Genomic DNA, 2,881 nt, shown 5'->3' with positions numbered 1-2,881 from the left:
GGCATTTGCCAGAATATTCATCGCCAGACAAGAAGGGCGAGTTAGAAAGTATTGGTCTCTGCTTGTTGTGATTTCGTTTATTTTTATATGACGAGTTCATTAATGGGCGGGCCGCTGCAGACTTGCCGTTATCGACGTGTTTATTGTCGGTATTTTTGGGTTTTGGCAGTTAACCAACCAGCAAGATGCTAAAGAATCAGGGCTGCGCATATATAAGCGCGAGCAGATTTCCTGTTGCTCTTTTTCTTGATTGGAATATGCATTTTTTCTTATAAGGAATATAGGTTCTATGAAACTTAACAAAATCATGATGGCTGCAGTGATTGCATTTGGCGCAAGTTCTTTTGCACAGGCAGCCGATCAGGGACACGGTAAAGTGACCTTCACGGGTTCTATTATTGATGCGCCATGCTCTATTGCACCCGAGTCTATCGATCAGACCGTAGATCTGGGCCAGGTTTCTAACGTGGCGTTGAAAAACGGCGGCAAATCCAACCCGCGTCCATTTGAAATCAAGCTGGAGCAGTGTGATACCACTACGCTGAAAACCGTTAAAACCACCTTCAGCGGCATTGCATCGTCAACCAACAAGGATCTGTTGGGTATCGCGGGGACCGCCAGCGGCGCCGGCGTAGCAATCACTTATGGCGGCCAGCCGATCAAACTGGGTCAGGCGACTGCGGCACAGACGCTGAATACTGGCAACAACAGCCTGAACTTCGCCGCTTACCTGCAGGGTGAAGGCGCTTCCGCAGCCATCGTTCCGGGCGACTTCACCGCCGTAGCCGACTTCACTCTGGCTTATCAGTAAGTGAGACAGCAGGCTTAATCAACCAGGCATGGGGTACGCCGCATGCCTGGTGACTCTCTGTGTCAAAGGAATGTCGCGATGTTTTTTTCAAGGAATCGAGCGGGTGCCGTTCTTTTGGCGTCGTTGGCGTTTGCGCCCGGCAGTGCAATTTCCGCCGCACAGGGGTGGGGCAAAGTCAGTATGCACGGCGCCATTATCGACACTGCCTGCGCCATTGCCGCCGGCAGCCGCGATCAGACTATCGATATGGACACGCTTCCTATCGGACAGATCATTCGTGACGGCCAGGGGATGACTAAACCTTTCAGTATTGAATTGGTTAATTGCATTTTGGAACGTCCGGAAAACAAGCCTGATTGGAAATTCTTTCAGGTCACGTTTGACGGTTTGGCGGAAGGCGTTTTGTTTGGCGTACAGGGTGATGCGCGCGGCATCGCATTGAAGATAAAAGACAGCCGCGGCAGGCCGGTTATTCCAGGGGAACCGTTGCCGATGGAGGGAATAATACCGGGGAGCCGAGTGCTGAATTATTCCATGACGTTAATGCCGAATCACCAGCCGTTGAAGGTGGGAGCGTATTTTTCCACAGTGCGTTTTAAGCTGGATTATTTTTGATTTTTTCTCGTACTGACGGTTAATTCGTTATTGAAAGGACTTTATTATGCTTTCACCGGCAGGGAAGTTATTTCGTCTTCAGGCCTTGGGGCTCTGTGTCGCCCTTTCTCTGGGAAATCCGATCGCGTTGGTTTATGCCGCCGACGTTATTCAATTCAATACTGACGTCTTGGACATTAACGATCGTAAAAATATCGATCTGAGCCAATTTACGCGCAGCGGCTACATCATGCCGGGCGTTTATACCATGGTGGTGCACGTCAATAAGAACGACCTGCCGGAACAGCCGGTGACGTTTATGGCGCCCGAGAACGATCCTAAAGGCAGCGAAGCCTGTCTTTCGCCGGAGTTGGTCAACCAACTGGGGCTGAAAGAAAAACTGTTGAGCACGCTGAACTGGACGCACGGCGGCCGTTGCCTTGACGCCTCCAGCCTGGCTGGGATGGAAGCCCGCGGCGATCTTGCCAGCTCCTCGCTGTACCTCAATATTCCTCAGGCCTATCTGGAATACAGCTCGGAAAACTGGGACCCGCCTTCGCGCTGGGATGACGGTATTCCCGGGTTGCTGTTTGACTATAACGTCAATGCTCAAACGCAAAAACATCAGAAAGGCGGCAGCAGTTACAGCCTGAGCGGCAACGGCACCGGCGGCGCCAATCTGGGTGCCTGGCGTCTACGCGCCGATTGGCAGGCTAATCTCAACCATCAGACCGGTTCTTCTCAGTCGACCGACAAACAGTTCGACTGGAGCCGCTATTACGCCTATCGGGCTATTCCGGCGCTGCGCTCGCGGCTGACGATGGGGGAGGATTATCTGAACTCCGACATTTTCGACAGCCTGCGTTTTACCGGCGTCAGTCTGCGATCCGACGACAGCATGCTGCCGCCCAACCTGCGCGGCTATGCGCCGGAAGTGACGGGCGTGGCGAAAACCAACGCCAAGGTGGTGGTCAGCCAACAGGGGCGCGTGCTGTATGAGACGCAGGTGGCGGCGGGGCCATTCCGCATTCAGGACATCAACGACGCGGTTTCCGGCGAGCTGGACGTACGCGTCGAAGAGCAAGACGGCAGCGTGCAGGAGTTCAAGATGAACACCGCCAACATCCCTTATCTGACGCGACCGGGTACGGTGCGTTACAAGCTGGCGACGGGCAAGCCGTCGGAATGGGGGCATCACCTGCGCGGGCCGATGTTCGGCACCGGTGAGTTCTCCTGGGGCATCAGCAACGGCTGGTCGCTGTACGGCGGGGGCATCGCCGGCGGTGATTACAACGCGCTGTCGCTGGGGATCGGGCGCGATCTGATGGCGCTGGGGGCGTTGTCATTCGATGCCACGCAGTCGCGTGCGCGCTTGCCGCAGGAGGGTGCTCTGACCGGCGGTTCGTACCGGTTGAGCTATTCGAAGAACTTCGACCAGTACGACAGCCAGATCACCTTCGCCGGCTACCGCTTCTC

General features: G+C 54.7%; 3 protein-coding genes. All 3 read left to right on the top strand.

The annotated features are described in order from the left end of the window. Nucleotides 1-289 precede the first annotated feature (289 nt). A complete protein-coding gene (locus tag ADK28_RS14405) occupies nucleotides 290-811 on the top strand; it encodes a fimbrial protein (RefSeq protein WP_004938731.1) in 522 nt (173 codons plus the stop codon). A gap of 78 nt (nucleotides 812-889) precedes the next feature. Continuing rightward, nucleotides 890-1,426, top strand: coding sequence for a fimbrial protein (locus tag ADK28_RS14400; RefSeq protein WP_016928382.1), 537 nt, complete (start codon nucleotides 890-892; stop codon nucleotides 1,424-1,426). 46 nt (nucleotides 1,427-1,472) lie between these two features. Continuing rightward, nucleotides 1,473-2,881 (top strand): fimbria/pilus outer membrane usher protein (locus tag ADK28_RS14395; RefSeq protein ID WP_152929701.1); only part of this gene is annotated, 1,409 nt, incomplete at its 3' end.

The sequence above is a fragment of the Serratia sp. 506_PEND genome (assembly GCF_001076875.1).
GTDB lineage: Bacteria > Pseudomonadota > Gammaproteobacteria > Enterobacterales > Enterobacteriaceae > Serratia > Serratia marcescens.
This window is presented reverse-complemented; position numbering and strand designations above follow the sequence as displayed.